Genomic DNA, 15,204 nt, shown 5'->3' with positions numbered 1-15,204 from the left:
CAAAGCCTAACGTGAGGTCATGCATGCGCTGGGCAATGAGCACCTGAGCAAGGCGGAGTGGCGTGCGCGGCTTTCGGGCGCGCGAGCGGCCCAGACCCCCGAATCGCACGCCCAAGAGGCGTCGGCGCTGGTCAACGCGGTGTCGAAGGTCACAGCCACGACCGTGTGCGCCTACCTTCCCTTCGGCGCCGAACCGGGCACGGCGGCGCTCGCCGACGCGCTGGCCGCCGGCGGGGCGCGGGTGCTGCTGCCGGTCATCCGGTCGCGGTCGGAACCGCTCGACTGGGCCGAGTACACCGGCGAGGCCGATCTCGTCCCCAGCCTGTTCCGCGGGATCCGCGAGCCCGGCGGGAAACGCCTGGGTGCCGGCGCCGTGGGCGCGGCGGAGCTGGTCCTGGTGCCCGCGCTGGCCGTGGACCACCGGGGCGTGCGGCTCGGCCGGGGCGCCGGCCACTACGATCGCTCGCTGGTGTTCGCCGCGCCCGGAGCGGCCCTGCTCGCCGTCGTGCGGGACGAAGAGCTGGTCGAGCGGCTGCCCGGGGAGGCTCACGACGTACGCATGAGCGGGGCCTTGACGCCCGCTCGAGGCGTGCTCGAGCTGCCGATGTGAGCAACCAGGAATTGCTTTCGGGGAATGTCATCCAGCACAATTGGGTTGGCACTCTTGTCGGATGAGTGCCAGTGAAGGAGCCGTCAGTGCCTACGTACCAGTACGCCTGCAAAGAATGCGACCACCGGTTCGAAGCCGTGCAGTCGTTCTCGGACCCCAGCCTGACCGTGTGCCCGCAGTGCTCCGGCACGCTGCGCAAGGTCTTCAGCTCGGTCGGCGTCGTCTTCAAGGGCAGCGGTTTCTACCGCACCGACTCGCGCGACTCGAGCAAGTCGAGCACCGCGTCGGCCCCGGCGAAGAGCGAGACCAAGACCGAGACGAAGTCGGACACGAGCTCGGCATCTTCCTCCTCGACCACGACGAAGACGACCGCCGCGGCCTCCTGAGCCGCGAGTTGTCCACAACACCCCGGTTATCCACAGATGCCGGACGAAGCCCTTCCGGCGGCTCGTCCGGCTTCCCTAACGTCGATCTCGTGCGGCACCGCGCCGCACCCGATCCGACCGAGGGGGACCCGTGGACGTCCTGGCGAAGCTCCACCCACCTGACCTGACCCGGCTGCAGGGCCGGCGGACGCGGCTGATGCGCCGCTGGCTCGCCGCCTGCCTGCTGCTGACCGGTGCTCTGCTGTTCGCCCATCCCGGCTCCGCGCGAGGCGCGCCGACGACTCCGACGGTCGTCGCGGCGCACGACCTCCCTTCCGGCGCGACTCTGCGCGCGGCCGACGTCCGGCTGGCCGACCTCCCCGACGACGCCCGTCCCTCGGGCGTGCTGAGCACCCTCGACGTCGTCGACGGGCAGCTGCTGGCGGGCGCCGTCCGGGCCGGTGAGCCGTTGACCGACGTCCGGCTGGCTTCGGCCATCCCCGCCTCGGGTGATCCCGGCACGGCGACCGTGCCGGTCCGGTTGGCCGATGCGGCCGTCGCCGAGCTCCTGCGGCCCGGCCAGCGGGTCGACGTCGTGGCGGCGCCGGAACCGGGAGTGCCCGCGTCCGTGCTGGCCGGTGGTGCGACGGTGGTGACGGTGGGAAAGCGTGAGGCGTCCGCGGCCAAAGGACCCTTGGTGCTGCTCCGGTTCCCGGAGGCGATTGCGACGAGGGTGGCGGCGATTTCACTGGAGCGACCGGTAACGGTTACTCTCCGCTAGCCTCCACCAGCCCCGTCTTCGAGGAGAGAAAGTGTTCAAGGGTTTCAAGGACTTCCTGATGCGCGGCAACGTCGTGGACCTCGCCGTCGCGGTGGTCATCGGCTCGGCGTTCACGGCGATCGTCACGGCCTTCACGAACGGCCTCATCAAGCCGCTGATCAGCACGATCGGCGGCACCAACGCCGCGAACGGCCTGGGCTACCAGATCTTCGACAACAACAAGGCCACCTTCCTGGACTTCGGCGGCGTGATCAACGCGGCGATCAACTTCGTGCTGGTCGCGGCGGTGGTCTACTTCGTGATCGTGCTGCCGGTGAAGCACGTCCAGGAGCGGCGCAAGCGCGGCCAGGAGCCGGGCCCGGCGGAGCCGACCGACGTCGAGCTGCTCATCGAGATCCGCGACCTGCTGCGCGCCCAGGCCCAGCGCGACAACGGCCGCGGCTGAAGCCGTCAGCGGTCGTGGTGCGGTGGCCGGTTCTCCCGGTACCAGTCGTCCGGGAGGCCGGTGCGCCGGTCGGGGTCACGCTCGTCGGAGGTCGTCTCGGGCAGGACGTCCCCGAAGATCTCGTCCACCCGGCGGCGCCACTCGCCACTGGTCTTGGGGTCGCGCTCCGGTCCCGGCATGCGCCCAGTGTCCCACGACGCGTTCTTTGACAACTCCAGAGCGAACCTCGAAGCCGGGAGCGACGGGCATCCCGTCACCCCCAGCCGGGGTCAGACCTCCTCGAGGCCCGAGAGCTCGTCGATCACGTGCGGCACGAGCGAGGTCAGCGTCGCCATGCCGTCGCGCACCGCGGAGCGCGAGCCGGCCAGGTTGACCACGAGGGTGCTGCCGGAGACGCCCGAGAGGCCTCGCGAGATCCCCGCGTCGACGGCGCCGGCGGCCAGGCCGGACGCGCGGATCGCCTCGCTGATGCCCGGGATCGGCCGGTCGAGCACGCCGGCGGTGGCGTCCGGGGTGTTGTCCCGCGGCAGCACACCCGTGCCGCCGACGGTGATCACCAGGTCGGCACCGCCGATCACGGCGGTGTTGAGCGCGTTGCGGACATCCACGATCTCGGCTCCGACGACCACCACACCGTCGACGATGAAGCCGGCTTCTTCGAGCAGCTCGGTGACCAGCGGTCCCGTGGTGTCCTCGTGCTCGCCGTGCGCCACGCGATCGTCCACGATGACCACGAGGGCCCGGCCCAGCCGTTGTGCACTCCGTTCCATGGCGCCCACCGTAGTCGGTTTCGGCCACCCGGCGCCGGGAGGTGCCGGGTGAGTTCTGACGATCCGGTGACGCCGCCGCGCACACCTGGGCACGCCCCCGCGTGACCCCCTAGCGTGGCCGGTGTGCGCGTACTGGTCACCGGCGGAGCCGGGTTCATCGGGTCACACATCGCCGATCTGCTCGTCGAGGGGGGTGACGAGGTCGTGGTGCTCGACAACCTGCTCCAGAAGGCGCACGGTTCCCGCACCCCACCGGCGTACACCTCCCGGCACCGGTTCCTCCTCGGCGACGTCACCGACACCGAAATCGTCGCGGAGCTGCTGGATGGCGTCGACGCCGTCTGCCACCAGGCGGCGGTGGTCGGCCACGGCGTCGACCCGTCGGACGCGCCGTCGTACGCGCTGCACAACGACTACGGCACGGCGATCGTCCTGGCCGCGATGCACGCGGCCGGGGTGCGGAAGCTGGTGCTGGCGTCCTCGATGGTCGTCTACGGCGAAGGCCGGTACGCGTGCCCGGACCACGGCGTGGTGACACCGTCGCCGCGCCGTCAGTCCGATGTGGACGCCGGCCGCTTCGAGCCGCGCTGCCCGGCCTGCGACGCCGAGCTGGGCTGGCGGCTGGTGCCGGAAGACGCGCCGTTGAACCCGCGCAGCTCGTACGCGGCGTCGAAACTCGCGCAGGAACACTTCGCCGGCGCGTGGGCGCGCCAGTCGGGCGGCAGCGTGTGGGCGATGCGCTACCACAACGTCTACGGCCCGCGGATGCCGCAGAACACCCCGTACGCGGGGGTGGCGTCGCTGTTCCGCTCGGCCTTGGAGCGCGGCGAAGCCCCGCGCGTGCTGGAGGACGGCGGCCAGCAGCGCGACTTCGTGCACGTCCACGACGTCGCCAGGGCGAACGTCCTGGCTCTCCGGACGGACGGCCCGGAGGGCGACATCACGCCCCTGAACGTCTGCTCGGGCACCCCGCACACGGTGGGCGAGCTGGCCGAAGAGCTGGCCCGCGCCTGCGGCGGCCCGGCGCCCCAGGTGGTCGGCGGCGCCCGCACGGCCGACGTCCGGCACGTGGTGGCCGATCCGGCCCGCGCCCGCGAGCTGCTGGGGTTCACCGCGGAGATCGGTTTCGCCAAGGGCATGGCCGACTTCGCGACGGCCGAGCTGCGCGACCCGGTCTGACGGCGCTGGACGCACCCGCTCGTCTGCGGCCGGGTGAGCGGTCGCAGGCGCCGTTGTCGGTCAGCACCCGCCGAACGGTGATGCCGTAACCGGCGAAGAACGCCCGGGCCATTGGGCGACGGTGGAGACCGGCACCTGGAACCGCTCCGCGGCCCGTCGTGCGTCAGCGTGGGTCGCGAGCCACGATCGCAATCTCCCCGGGCAGCGCAGCTAGGACATCGCCAACGGCAGCCGGACCTCGAACCGGCACCCGGGGCCGTGGTTGTGCACCCCGATCTTCCCGCGGTGGGCCTCGACCAGCCCCTTGGCGATCGCCAGGCCGAGCCCACCGCCGCTGGTCGTGCCACCGCGTTCCGGGGTCCGGGCCTGCGTCCCGCGGAAGGCGACGTCGAAGACCCGGTTGATCTCGTCGTCCGGGATGCCGCCGCAGGAGTCGTCGACGGCGAGGAGCGCCTCGTCGCCGTCGACCCCGATCTGCACCGCGACCGTCCCGTCGGGCGGCGTGTGGCGGATCGCGTTCGAGACCAGGTTCCGCACGATCCGCGCCAGCTCCGGGTCGCTGCCGTTCACCACCGGCCACGTCGATGCGTTCGCGAGCACCCGCACCCGCTTCCGCTCGGCGACCGGCGACTGAGCCGCGACGGCGTCGCTGACGACGTCCCGCAGCGGCACCGCGGACATGGTCAGCTCGAGCGCGCCCGCGGTGATCCGCGAGAGCTCGAACAGGTCGCCGACCATCGCGGAGAGCCGGGTGGTCTCGCCGCTGATCCGCTGGGCGTAGTCGGCGACTTCGCCACGTTCGGACACCACGCCGTCGGCCAGCGCTTCGGCCATGGCCTGGATGCCGGCCAGCGGGCTGCGCAGGTCGTGGCTGATCCAGGCGACCAGCTCCCGCCGGGACGCCTCGGCCGCGCGCTCCCGGTTCCGGGCCTCCCGCTCCCACACGCTGCGGCGCGCGATCGCCCGGCCGAGGATGATCGCCGCGGGCACCGTCACCACCGCGACGAGCAGGCAGACCAGCAGCATCGTGGTCAGGGCCGGGGTGAACATGAACCCGCTGACGCCGAGCACACCGACCAGCGTGGCGAGCACCGGGATCAGCACCAGCACGGTCATCGTGGTGGCGAGGGAACCGCGGCGCAGCACGTAGAGCACCACTCCGCCCAGCACGGCCACCGGAAGCGCGAACAGCAGCGCCAGCGGCAGGATGTGTGACAAGTGCGCGAGGATCTCGCGAAAGGACTCGCCGGGTTCGATCACGGCTGCTCCCGGTCGTAGCGGTAGCCGACACCCCACACCGTCGCAACCCGGGTCGGCTTCGCCGGGTCGCGCTCGATCTTCTCGCGCAACCGTCGCACGTGGACGGTCACCGTGGACTGGTCCCCGAAGTCCCAGCCCCACACCTTTTCGAGCAGGTCCGCCCGCGAATAGGCGACACCGGGGTGGCCGAGGAAAAACGCGAGCAGGTCGAACTCCCTGGTGGTCAACGGGAGTTCGCGGCCGCCGAGCGTCGCGGTGCGCGCCGTCATCTGCAGCCGGAGGTCGCCGTCGACGAGCTCCGCGGCCGCCGGTTCCGGGCGCGGCATCCGCGCGCGGCGCAGCACCGAAGCGACGCGGAGGGCGAGTTCCTTGGGGCTGAAGGGTTTGGTCACGTAGTCGTCGGCGCCGAGCTGGAGCCCGGCGATGCGGTTCTCCTCCTCGCCGAGCGCGGTGAGCATGACGATCGGCACCTGGCTGACCTGGCGCAGCCGCTTGCACACCTCGAGGCCGTTGATCCCCGGCATCATGACGTCGAGGACCACGAGGTCGGGCTCGTGCGCCGCGAACTTCGCGAGTCCCGCGGCGCCGTCGCCGGCCTGGTCGACGGTGAACCCGGCGACCTCGAGGTAGCGGCGCACGACGTCGCGGACCGTCTCGTCGTCGTCGACCACGAGCACGCGCCCGGCCTGATCGTTCATCACGTCTCCCTCACCAGCCGGTCAGCAGCAGGTGGTTGACCGCCAGTGCCAGCGCCGCCTGCGCGGCGAGCCACCAGCGCCGGCCGGGCCGCGGCAGCAGGGCCGTCATCGGCAGCAACCACACCCCGAACGGTAGCCAGATCCGTTCGGTCTCGGCTTTCGACAGGCCCGAGACGTCGGCGAACACGATGGTGAGCAGGGCGGCGAGGCCGAGCAGCAGCACCGGGTCGGTGAGCACGCCACGGCGTTGGCGGGGCAGGAAGGCCTCGGTGAGGCCACGCCGGAGGGCGGCGATCACCGCCGGCCCGAGGGCCACGGACACCGCGGCCAGGTCCGCCCAGACCCAGTACGAATAGGGCCGGACCAGCGCGACACCCTGGTAGTAGCGCTCGACGACCAGATGGTAGCCGTCGAGCCACCAGAAACCCGCCCAGGCGAAAACACCGACGACGGCGAGCGCCGCGGCGATCGCCAGGGCGGCCGCCCGCCACTGGCGGCCGAGCACCGCCACGGCCAGGGCGACCAGGCCGAGCAGCACCAGGCCGTACGAAAGGAAGATGCCGTAGCCGAGCAGCACCCCGGCGGCCAGCCCGACCGGCACGGCGTACCGGCGGCCGTCGGTGAACCCCTTCGCGGACAACGCGAGCAGCGCCAGGCCGGTCGCGGTCGTCCCGGCGAACAGGCCGTCCGCGGAGACGCCGATCCACACCGCACCGGGCGTGAGAACGGCGAAGGGCAGCACCGCGCGGGCCGCGTCGGGCCGGCCGAGCAGGGCGACCGTCGCGGGCACGGCGACCGCGACCAGGCTGCCGACGAGCACCACGGCCGTCGCCGCCCAGGCCCCGCCGTGCAGGCCGAGCCGGTCCAGCCAGACGAACACGAGCGTCGCGCCCGGCGGGTGGCCGGACACGTGCGTGGTCCACGAGTCCGGCTGGAAGTCGAGGATGCGCGAGGAGAACTCGCGCAGCATCCGCGGGACGTCGGTGATCCCGGGCACCTCGTGGAGGTACTCCTGCGGAATGGTCAGGTGCCCGGCGAACCCGCGCGCCCAGCCGTCGACCATGGCCAGCGAGAAGATCCACGCGAGCGACGCGAGGTAGCCGAAGGCGAGCGCGCGGCGCCACGGCAGGCGGGCGGCCAGCGCCGGCCCCTGGAGCACCACCGCGGCGGCGATCAGCACGGCGAACACCGAGCCCGGGCCGACGTGCGGCAGCCAGTCGGCGAACAACGGCGGCGAGTTGACGAAGATGACCACACCGGAGCCAGGCCGGTTGTAGTACAGGCCGACCGCGGCGGCCGCGGCCACGAGCACCGCGACCGCCGCGACGGCGAGGAGATCGGCCCGGTGGGCGCGGCGCCCGGGTCGACCGAGTGTCGGGGGTTCGGGTTCGCGGACGGGCGGCTCGGCGAGCCGCGCCGCCGGGTTCGGCTCGCTCATCGCCGTCCACCCTAGGGCCTCCGGCGGTGTTGCGCGCCCTAGGAGCGGCAGCCGTAACGACGCGGTAAGAATTTGTCACACGTCATGATTCAGTAATAGCCGCAAGGGTTCTCTGTTGTCCACCATGGACCTACGGTCGGCGCGTGACTTACTCGGAAGTGGACGTCGTCCTCCCTTGCCTCGACGAAGCGGGTGCGCTCCCCGGCGTGCTGGCCGGCCTGCCGCCGGGCTACCGCGCGATCGTGGTCGACAACGGCTCGGCCGACGGCTCGCCCGAAGTGGCGGCCTCGCTGGGCGCGAAGGTCGTCCACGAACCGCGTCGCGGGTACGGCGCGGCCGTGCACGCGGGCCTGGAAGCCGCCACCGCGGACATCGTGTGTTTCGCCGACGCCGACGGGTCCCTGGACCTCGGCGACCTGCCGCGGCTGGTCGCCGCGGTCGAAAGCGGCGCCGACCTCGCCGTCGGGCGCCGGGTGCCGACCGGCCCGGGGGTGTGGCCCTGGCACGCGCGAGCGGGCAACGTCGTGCTGGCGCTGCTGCTGCGCGGGCGGGGGCTGCCGGTGCGGGACATCGCGCCGCTGCGGGCCGCGGACCGGCGGGCGCTGCTCGGCCTCGGCATCACCGACCGGGCGTTCGGCTACCCGCTCGAGCTGCTGATCAAGGCCCAGCGGGCCGGCTGGCGGGTCCGCGAGTTCGACGTCCGCTACGGCGAGCGCGCCAAGGGCACCAAGTCGAAGGTGTCCGGCTCGGTGCGGGGCACGCTGCGCGCGGTCCGCGACTTCGGGCGGGTGCTGGCGCGATGACAACCCCGTTCGTGCTGCTGGTCGTGGCCAAGGCGCCGGTGCCCGGGCTCGCCAAGACCCGCCTCTGCCCGCCCGCGACACCGGCACAGGCGGCCGAGATCGCCGCGGCCGCGCTGCTCGACACCCTGGACGCCGTCTACGCGGTGCCCGGCGCCGCGCCCGTCGTCGCCATGACCGGCCAGCTCGGCGCCGCGGCCCGCTCGGCCGAGATCGGGCTCGCGCTGCGGCGGGCCACCGTGATCCCCCAGCGTGGCTGGGACTTCGGCGCCCGCCTCGCGAACGCCCACGCGGACGCCGCCGCGGTGCACAGCGGCCTGCCGATCCTGCAGATCGGCATGGACACCCCGCAGGTCACGCCGGAGTCGCTCGCCGCGGCGGCCGCACCGGTCGTCGTCGACGGGCACGACTCGGTGGTCGCCCCCGCGATGGACGGCGGCTGGTGGGCGCTGGGTCTCGCCGAACCGGCGCACGCGCAAGTCCTCGCGGGCGTCCCGATGTCCCGCGACGACACCGGCGAACGCACTCTGCGCGCACTCACCGCGTGCGGGCTGCGGCCACGGCGGGGCGCCGAACTGTCCGATGTGGACACGATGGCGGACGCCCGCGCGGTGGCGGCACTGTGCCCGGACGGCCGGTTCGCCCGCGCCGTCGCGGCGGTCGACGGCCGGGCGGTCGCGTGATGACGGCCCCGGCGACCACCGGAAACGAGTTCGACCACGGCCTGCTCGGCCACCAGTGCTGGCTCGAACTGGCCAACGGCGAGCGGATCGAGCTGCCGGTCGAACGCTGGACCGAGCCGTCCGACGGGGACGACGTGCTGCTCGACGCCTGTTCCGGCCCGACGATCGACCTCGGCTGCGGGCCCGGCAGGCTCACCGCCGCGCTGGCCGAACGCGGGATCCTCGCGCTGGGCGTGGACAGCTCCCGCACGGCCGTCGGCCTGACCCGCCGTCGCGGCGGAAGTGCTTTGCGCCGCAACATCTTCGACCGGCTGCCGGGCGAAGGCCGGTGGCGGCACGCCCTGCTCGCCGACGGCAACATCGGCATCGGCGGTGATCCGGTGGAGCTGCTGCGCCGCACCGCCCGGCTGCTCGGCGCGGGCGGTGACGTCCTCGTCGAACTGGAGCCGCCCGGCCACGGCCTGCGGCACGAGCGCGTCCGGCTGCGTCCCGGGCACGCCGACGTCGCGTGGTTCACCTGGGCGTGGGTCGGCGTGGACGCGATCGCCGAGGTCGCATTGCCCGCCGGCTTGCGGGTCGACTGGACGACCCGGCAGGGCCACCGCTGGTTCGCGCGGTTGGAGCGGCCGTGAAACTGCCGATTCCCAGTGAAGAACAGTTCAAGGCGGCGGCGCACAACGAGCGCGTGACGTCGAAGATCGGGCTGGCGCTGGCCGTCACGTTCACGACGTGCTTCATCACCGGCCTGATCAGCCACCTCATCCAGCACCCGCCGACGTGGTTCTTCTGGCCCAGCCGCCCGGTCGGGCTCTACCGCGTCACGCAGGGGCTGCACGTGATCTCCGGGGTGGCGTCGATCCCGCTGCTGCTGGCGAAGCTGTGGAGCGTCTACCCGAAGCTGTTCGGCCGGCCGCTCGTCCGCTCGCTGCCGCACGCGCTGGAGCGCCTGTCGATCCTCGTGCTCTCGGGCGCGGCGTTCTTCGAGCTGACGACCGGGCTGCTGAACGTCGCGCAGAACTACCCGTGGGGGTTCTACTTCCCGCAGGTGCACTACGCGGTGGCGTGGCTGGCGATCGGGTCGATCCTGGTGCACGTCGCGGTGAAGCTGCCGGTCGTCCGCCGGGCGCTGAGCCGCGCGACCGTCGAAGAGGAGAAGAGCGAGCCGTCCGCCGGGTTGTCCCGACGGGGTTTCCTGGTGACGACGGGACTCGCGACGGGTGTCGCGGTGGTCGCCACCGCCGGTGCCACGGTTCCGTTCCTGCGCGGCGTTTCCGGCCTGGCGTGGAAGACGAGCAAGGGCACGCAGGACCTCCCGGTCAACCGCACGGCGCTGGCCGCGGGCGTCACGCAGTCGGCGCAGGCCGCGGACTGGCGGCTCTCGATCCTGACGCCACGCGGCACGACGGCGCTCTCACTCGACCAGCTGCGCGCACTGCCGCAGACGACGGCGGAGCTGCCCATCGCGTGCGTCGAGGGCTGGAGCCAGTCGGCGGTCTGGCGCGGGGTTTCCCTGCCGGCACTGCTGAAAGCCACCGGCGCGCAACCGGGCGCGACGGTCCGGGTGTCCTCTTTGGAGCGTTCGGGGTTGTACGGCGTCAGCGTGCTCCCCGGCGAGCACACGGCCGACGAGCTGACCCTGCTCGCGCTGGAGCTGAACGGCGAAGTGCTCAACATCGACCACGGCTTCCCGTGCCGGATCATCGCCCCGAACCGGCCGGGCGTCCTGCAGACGAAGTGGGTCTCGAAGCTGGAGGTGCTGTGAAGGTCACCCGCGTTTTGCTCGCATTGCCGGGCCTCGCCGCGCTCGCGTGGGGTGTGGTGCTGTTCGCCGAATACGCACTACCGCTGCGCCCGGACGTCTACGGCACGATCGCCTGGATCATCGGCGGCCCGCTCTTGAACGACGGCGTGGTCGCCCCGCTGACAGCGGTGCTCGGCATCCTCCTCGGCCGCCTCCTCCCGCACCCGTGGAAGGTCCCGGTGGTCGTCGCGACGGTGCTCACCGGGGTCCTGGCGATCCTGGCGTTCCCGCTGCTCTGGCGCCCGTACGGCACTCCACCAATGCCCGGCCTCCACGACGGCAACCCGGCCCTGGGCCTGACCCTCACCCTCGCCGCAGTCTGGCTGGTAGCCCTCCTGACCCCACTGGCCAGCCGTGTCGTCCCCCCAATCACACGTGTCGACCCTCCAATCACACGTGTCGACCCTCCAGACACGAGTGATGCCCCTCCAATCACGCAAGATGCCCCCTCAATCACGCGTGATACCCCGCCAGACACACGAGACGCCCCGCGAGACACGGCAACCGCCCCGCCCGGCACCCCAGTCCACCCTCCTGGCGCACGAACCGACTCCCCAAGCACGCCAGCCGACCCACCCGGCACGGCAGCCACCCCTCCAGTCGCGCGAGACGACTCCCCAGGCGCTCCAGGCAACCCACCCGGCACTCGAACCGCCCGTCCAACCGCGCCAGCCGACTCTCCAGGCACGCCAGGCGACCCTCCTGGCGCACGAACCGACTCCCCAGGCACGCCAGCCGACCCACCGGCCAGGCCAGCCGCCCCTCCAGGCGCGCGAACCGACCCACCCGGCACACCAGCCGCCCGTCCAAGCACACGAACCGACCCACCCGCCACCTGACCCGGCCACAAAAACGGCCACGCGCGACCGGCATCAAGTGCCAGGTCGCGCGTGGCCTAGTGGGTCCGGCCCCGGATCACGGGGGTCGAGCCATAGCTGGTCTCGGCCGCGCCAGGGCGGCCGAGCGTCTGGAATGGATCAGTTGGCCGGGACGGGCTGCCCGCCGAGGGTCACCTCGACCGTGCGGCCGTCGGCGAGTGTGAACTTCGCCTTCTCGTCCGGCGCGCGGGTGCGGATCGCCGCGACGAGCGTGTCGGACTTGTCGATGGCGCGGTCGTCGATCTTGGTGACGACGTCGCCCGCCTTCAGGCCGGCCTTCTCCGCGGGGCTGCCGGCGGTGATGGCACCAAGCTCCGCGCCACCCTGCGGGGCGTCCTTCACCTGCGCGCCGATGTAGGTCTGGATGGCCCGGCCGGTCTTGATGATCGTGTCCGCGGTGCGGCGGGCCTGGTCGATCGGGATGGCGAACCCGATGCCGACGTTGCCGCTCTCGGAACCGCCCTGGCCCTGGCCGCCCGAAGCCGACTGCGGGCTGTAGATCGCCGAGTTGATGCCGATGACCTGGCCGGACATGTTCGACAGCGGACCGCCCGAGTTGCCCGGGTTGATCGCCGCGTCGGTCTGGACGGCGTCCATCACCGTCTCCTGGCCGCCGCTGCTGCCGCCCGCGCGCACCGGCCGGTGCAGCGAGCTGACGATGCCCGAGGTGACCGTGCCGGCCAGCTCGAACGGCGACCCGATGGCGACGACGGACTGGCCGACGCGCAGGTCGTCGGACCGGCCGATCTCGACCGGGGTCAGGTTGCCGATGCCGTCGACCTTGACCACGGCGATGTCGGTGGTCGGGTCGCGGCCGATGACCTTGGCGGCGGCCTTCTTGCCGTCCTGGAACACGGCCTGGATCTGCCCGCCGTTCGCGGCGACCTCGACGACGTGGTTGTTGGTCAGGATGTAGCCGTCGGTGCTGATGACGAACCCGGAGCCCTCACCGGCCCCCTGCTGCCCGCTCACCTGCAGCTCGACGACGCTGGGCGACAGCTTCTGCGCGACCGACTCGACCGAACCGGCCGGCGCGTTGCCGGTCTGCTGGGCCGGCTTCGGCGCGTCGAGCGCGTTGCCGGCCGGGCCGCCGGACGACCCGCCGGTCAGATACCCGACGGCCCCGCCCGCGACGCCCCCGACGAGCAGCGCCACCAGCGCGACGCCGGCGAGCAGCTTCCCGCCGGTGCGCTTCGGCTGCGGCGCCGGTGCGTTGTAGACGGACGTGCCGGGCATGCCGGACTGCGCGTACGGGTTCGGCGGCGGGTAGACGCTCTGCTGGGTCTGGCCGGACGGCACCTGCGCACCCGGGGCGGACCACGGGTTCGCCTGCTGCGCTCCGTACGCCGGATCGGCCCCGGTCACCGCGTGGTAGGACGGCTCGGAGTACTGCGGCGTGCCGCCGGACTCGGGCGCGGCCTGCTCGCCGTACGGCGTACCCGCCCACCCGCCTTGAGCGGCCTCCTGGCCGGGCTGGGCGTCCGCGGGGTGCCGCGGCGCCGCCGCGTCGTGCGCGTTGGGGTCGTTCTCGGTCATGCCCTCACCTTGCGCGATGGTCCTGAGAGGTTCCTGAGCCGAACCTGTGCATCGGAGATGAGTATGGCCGCTCAGCCCGCCGCGCGGAGCCGTTCCGCGATCTGCTCCGGCGTCGCGTCGTTGATCCACACCGCCATGCCCGATTCGGACCCCGCCAGGTACTTCAGCTTGTCCTTGGCACGCAACACGGAGAACAGTTCCAGGTGGAGCCAGCCGAGCTCGCGGTCACGGCGCACCGGCGCCTGGTGCCACCCCGCGATGTAGGGCAGCGGCCGGTCGTACAGCGCGTCGCAGCGGCGCAGCACGTCCAGGTAGACGTCGGCGAAGTCGTCGCGCTCGGCGTCGGTCAGCGCCGGGATGTCCGGAACCTGCCGGTGCGGCACGATCTGCACCTGGACCGGCCAGCGCGCCGCCGGCGGCACGAACGCCGTCCAGTGCTCACCGGACGCCACGACCCGCGCGCCGGACTTGATTTCCGCGGCGAGCACGTCGCCGAGCACCGGGCGGCCGTGTTCGGCCTGGTAGGCGCGGGCGACGTCGAGCATCCGCGCGGTCTTCGGCGTGACGAACGGGTACCCGTAGATCTGGCCGTGTGGGTGCGAAAGCGTGACGCCGATTTCCTCACCGCGGTTCTCGAACGGGAAGACCTGCTCCACACCGGGCACTTCGGACAGTCCGGCGGTGCGGTCGGCCCACGCGTCCACCACCGCCCGCACCTGCTTCGCGCTCAGCCGTGAGAAAGCGCCGTCGTGGTCGCTGGTGAAGCAGACGACCTCACACCGTCCACGGCCGGGCCGCACCGGCACCAGCCCGAGGCCGTCCACAGTGGACGGCTCGCCGACAACATCTTCGGCGAACGACGGGAACCGGTTCTCGAAGACGACGACGTCGTAGTCGCTTTCGGGGATTTCACTCGGTTTGCCGGGCTTGCTCGGGCACAGCGGGCAGAGGTCGGCCGGCGGCTTGTACGTCCGCGTCTGCCGGTGCGCGGCCATCGCGACCCACTCGTGGGTCAGCGGGTCGAGCCGGATCTCCGACGCGGCCGAAACCGGCGGCAGATCACGGGTGTCCTCGGCGACGCGGTCGGGCGCGCCGGGCTGGTCGAAGTAGATGATCTCCCGGCCGTCGGCCAGGTGTCGTACGGTGCGCTTCACGCTTCCTCGGCCTCGACCGTCTCCGCCGTTTCGGCGATCATGAGTTCCCCTGCCCTTTCGGCGAGCATTTCCTTGGCCTCGTCGGAAATCCCGTCGTCGGTGACCACGACGTCGGCCTCGTCCAGGTCGGCGATCGTGGAGATCCCGACGGTGCCCCACTTGGTGTGGTCGGCGAGCACGACGAGCTTGCGCCCGGCCTCGACCAGCGCGCGGTCGGTCTCGCTCTCGGTGAGGTTGGGCGTCGTGAACCCCGGCCCGTCGGCCATCCCGTGCACCCCGAGGAAGACGACGTCGAGGTGCAGCGAGCGCAGGCTGTGCACGGCGACCGGCCCGACCAGCGCGTCCGACGGCGTCCGCACCCCGCCGGTCAGCACGACGGTGCGATCCGGCTGGGTCGACCCGCGGAGCACGTCCGCGACCTGGATCGAGTTGGTCACGATGGTGAGCCCGGGAATGGCGTCGAGCGCCCGCGCGAGCGTCCACGTGGTGGTGCCGGCCGAGATGCCGATCGCGGTGCCGGGCCGGACGAGCGTCGCGGCGAGCTCGGCGATGGCTTCCTTCTGCGCGCGCTGGCGCACGGACTTCGCCTCGAAGCCGGGCTCGTCGGTGCTCTTGCCGATGACCGAGGTGGCGCCGCCGTACACTTTCTCGACGAGCCCGCGCCCGGCCAGGACGTCCAGATCGCGACGGACCGTCATGTCGGACACGCCCAGCCTGGTCACGAGGTCACTGACCCGGACCGCGCCGGTCCGGCGTGCCTCTTCCAGGATCACCGCCTGTCGCTGACGCGCCAGCACCGTTCAACT

The 15,204-nt window shown here is 72.4% G+C and carries 17 protein-coding genes; 9 read left to right on the top strand and 8 right to left on the bottom strand.

The window, feature by feature from the left end; translation table 11 throughout:
* Positions 1-19: 19 nt before the first annotated feature.
* The 4 genes from ACZ63E_RS39250 to mscL all read left to right on the top strand — a co-directional run bounded on the left by ACZ63E_RS39250 (position 20) and on the right by mscL (position 2,201).
* Positions 20-610, top strand: coding sequence for a 5-formyltetrahydrofolate cyclo-ligase (locus ACZ63E_RS39250; protein ID WP_465341386.1), 591 nt, complete (start codon positions 20-22; stop codon positions 608-610).
* An 86-nt stretch (positions 611-696) separates the two neighbouring features.
* Positions 697-996, top strand: a complete 300-nt coding sequence (locus ACZ63E_RS39245) for an FmdB family zinc ribbon protein (RefSeq protein ID WP_465302248.1) — start codon at positions 697-699, stop codon at positions 994-996.
* 130 nt (positions 997-1,126) lie between these two features.
* Positions 1,127-1,756, top strand: a complete 630-nt coding sequence (locus ACZ63E_RS39240; protein WP_465341385.1) for an SAF domain-containing protein — start codon at positions 1,127-1,129, stop codon at positions 1,754-1,756.
* A 31-nt stretch (positions 1,757-1,787) separates the two neighbouring features.
* The gene (mscL, locus tag ACZ63E_RS39235) at positions 1,788-2,201 is read left to right on the top strand and encodes a large-conductance mechanosensitive channel protein MscL (protein ID WP_465341384.1); all 414 of its coding nucleotides are present in this window, start codon (positions 1,788-1,790) and stop codon (positions 2,199-2,201) included.
* Positions 2,202-2,206: 5 nt separating this feature from the next.
* Here mscL and ACZ63E_RS39230 read toward each other — a convergent pair whose 3' ends face one another.
* Positions 2,207-2,380, bottom strand: a complete 174-nt coding sequence (locus ACZ63E_RS39230; RefSeq protein WP_465302242.1) for a hypothetical protein — start codon at positions 2,378-2,380, stop codon at positions 2,207-2,209.
* Between the two features lie 90 nt (positions 2,381-2,470).
* Positions 2,471-2,971, bottom strand: a complete 501-nt coding sequence (locus ACZ63E_RS39225) for a MogA/MoaB family molybdenum cofactor biosynthesis protein (protein ID WP_465302240.1) — start codon at positions 2,969-2,971, stop codon at positions 2,471-2,473.
* A 123-nt stretch (positions 2,972-3,094) separates the two neighbouring features.
* Between ACZ63E_RS39225 and ACZ63E_RS39220 the strand changes: the two genes are divergently transcribed.
* Positions 3,095-4,150 (top strand): NAD-dependent epimerase/dehydratase family protein, encoded by a 1,056-nt coding sequence (locus tag ACZ63E_RS39220; protein WP_465302238.1) that lies wholly within the window; start codon positions 3,095-3,097, stop codon positions 4,148-4,150.
* 210 nt (positions 4,151-4,360) lie between these two features.
* Here the strand turns inward: ACZ63E_RS39220 and ACZ63E_RS39215 are convergent, their stop codons facing one another.
* The 3 genes from ACZ63E_RS39215 to ACZ63E_RS39205 are packed head-to-tail and all read right to left on the bottom strand — an operon-like array spanning position 4,361 to position 7,546.
* Positions 4,361-5,410, bottom strand: a complete 1,050-nt coding sequence (locus tag ACZ63E_RS39215; protein ID WP_465341383.1) for a sensor histidine kinase — start codon at positions 5,408-5,410, stop codon at positions 4,361-4,363.
* Complete coding sequence (locus ACZ63E_RS39210; RefSeq protein WP_465341382.1) at positions 5,407-6,108, bottom strand: response regulator transcription factor; 702 nt, start codon at positions 6,106-6,108, stop codon at positions 5,407-5,409. Before ACZ63E_RS39210 ends, ACZ63E_RS39215 begins: the two co-directional genes overlap by 4 nt.
* A gap of 10 nt (positions 6,109-6,118) precedes the next feature.
* Entirely contained in the window at positions 6,119-7,546 is a 1,428-nt protein-coding gene (locus tag ACZ63E_RS39205; RefSeq protein WP_465341381.1) for a hypothetical protein, read from the bottom strand.
* A gap of 158 nt (positions 7,547-7,704) precedes the next feature.
* Here ACZ63E_RS39205 and ACZ63E_RS39200 point away from each other — a divergent pair, with 158 nt between their 5' ends.
* From ACZ63E_RS39200 to ACZ63E_RS39185, 4 genes are read left to right on the top strand one after another with little or no spacing between them, the layout of a single operon-like run.
* Positions 7,705-8,349: a glycosyltransferase family 2 protein gene (locus tag ACZ63E_RS39200; RefSeq protein WP_465341408.1), complete on the top strand. Its 645-nt coding sequence runs from the start codon at positions 7,705-7,707 to the stop codon at positions 8,347-8,349.
* Positions 8,346-9,029, top strand: a complete 684-nt coding sequence (locus ACZ63E_RS39195) for a TIGR04282 family arsenosugar biosynthesis glycosyltransferase (protein ID WP_465341380.1) — start codon at positions 8,346-8,348, stop codon at positions 9,027-9,029. Before ACZ63E_RS39200 ends, ACZ63E_RS39195 begins: the two co-directional genes overlap by 4 nt.
* Positions 9,029-9,661, top strand: a complete 633-nt coding sequence (locus ACZ63E_RS39190) for a class I SAM-dependent methyltransferase (RefSeq protein WP_465341379.1) — start codon at positions 9,029-9,031, stop codon at positions 9,659-9,661. Before ACZ63E_RS39195 ends, ACZ63E_RS39190 begins: the two co-directional genes overlap by 1 nt.
* The gene (locus ACZ63E_RS39185) at positions 9,658-10,791 is read left to right on the top strand and encodes a molybdopterin-dependent oxidoreductase (protein WP_465341378.1); all 1,134 of its coding nucleotides are present in this window, start codon (positions 9,658-9,660) and stop codon (positions 10,789-10,791) included. The genes ACZ63E_RS39190 and ACZ63E_RS39185 overlap by 4 nt, the downstream gene beginning before the upstream one ends.
* Before the next feature lie 1,016 nt (positions 10,792-11,807).
* On the opposite strand, the gene ACZ63E_RS39180 is transcribed toward ACZ63E_RS39185, so the two are convergent.
* The 3 genes from ACZ63E_RS39180 to ACZ63E_RS39170 form a co-directional block, all read right to left on the bottom strand.
* Positions 11,808-13,244, bottom strand: a complete 1,437-nt coding sequence (locus ACZ63E_RS39180; protein ID WP_465341377.1) for a S1C family serine protease — start codon at positions 13,242-13,244, stop codon at positions 11,808-11,810.
* A gap of 71 nt (positions 13,245-13,315) precedes the next feature.
* On the bottom strand, positions 13,316-14,398 hold the full coding sequence (gene galT / locus ACZ63E_RS39175; RefSeq protein WP_465302222.1) for a galactose-1-phosphate uridylyltransferase: 1,083 nt from the start codon (positions 14,396-14,398) through the stop codon (positions 13,316-13,318).
* A complete protein-coding gene (locus tag ACZ63E_RS39170) occupies positions 14,395-15,195 on the bottom strand; it encodes a DeoR/GlpR family DNA-binding transcription regulator (RefSeq protein ID WP_465302220.1) in 801 nt (266 codons plus the stop codon). Before ACZ63E_RS39170 ends, galT begins: the two co-directional genes overlap by 4 nt.
* Positions 15,196-15,204 lie beyond the last annotated feature (9 nt).

The organism is Amycolatopsis sp. NPDC104819 (assembly GCF_055583145.1).
Note: the sequence above shows the minus strand (reverse complement) of the source record. Positions and strands in the feature narration are given on the sequence as shown.